Annotated in this window: 1 protein-coding gene; it reads right to left on the bottom strand. The window is 59.9% G+C overall.

The genetic code is table 11. From position 1 onward, the window contains the following. Positions 1 to 151: 151 nt before the first annotated feature. The gene (locus AC0L2C_RS32700) at positions 152 to 451 is read right to left on the bottom strand and encodes a DUF1236 domain-containing protein (RefSeq protein ID WP_287063699.1); all 300 of its coding nucleotides are present in this window, start codon (positions 449 to 451) and stop codon (positions 152 to 154) included. Between the last annotated feature and the right edge of the window lie 391 nt (positions 452 to 842).

Raw genomic sequence — 842 nt, 5'->3', positions numbered from 1 at the left:
CACCCGCCCGCCCCACCCCCGCCACCGCCCCGGGCGGCCTGGGGGGGGTAAATAAAAATTCGGGTTTTTTTCCGAATTTTCACACTCCCCCCCCCACCGCCCCCCCCCTCTCATTTCCAGGGGGGGGGCGTCTCCTCCCCTCGCGTTCAGGTCACTGAATGATCTTGACGATCTTGCGTGTGCCCGGATCAACAAGAACGGTGCGATTGTCAACGACGACGTAGCGATACTCGACGTCGGGAACCTCGTGAAGCTCGACCGTCTCGGGTATCGTTGAACCGATATTGAGTTCCACCCCAGGGAGTTCCACGGATGCGAGCGGCTGCTTTTTCACATATTCCCTGATCACGGTCTCCTGTTCAGGCGCGATGATCACGTCCTGAGCGGCAACAGCGCCAACGCTGGCCAGCAGAAAAAGGCCCGCGGCTGCGGTGGAAAAATGCATTCTCATAACTGCCTCCTTTATGTCTGTGACTTGTAAGCCCATTTGCGCTGGACGGCATCAGCGCCTTGCTTACCCAAACTTGAGGCAGCCGCAAACGTTCCTTAGCTGGGCTTCGGTCCGATTCGGCAGGCCTTTGCGTAGGACCTAAGTCTGACGCGTCGCGCCCAAAGGACGATGCTGCGGGTTTCGGGGCGCACCGACTGCACGCTTCAATTGCTATGAACCATGGGCGCTATGAAACCGTAGGCGCTTTGAACCGTAGGCGACAGCGGAACGGCAAGACGGCCCCCCCCGGCCCAGCGGCGGGGGGGGCCGCCCCCCGCCCATTAAGTGAAAAGAATATTTTTAAGATCCTGCGGGTGGCTGGGTAGACAAGAAACGTCCGCATGTGGACGAC

This window comes from Mesorhizobium sp. WSM4845 (assembly GCF_055811455.1).
Note: the sequence above shows the minus strand (reverse complement) of the source record. Positions and strands in the feature narration are given on the sequence as shown.

Bases quoted from the DNA above. Each gene is read 5' to 3' on its own strand.
- AC0L2C_RS32700 (WP_287063699.1), bottom strand. From the start codon at position 451: ATGAGAATGCATTTTTCCACCGCAGCCGCGGGCCTTTTTCTGCTGGCC.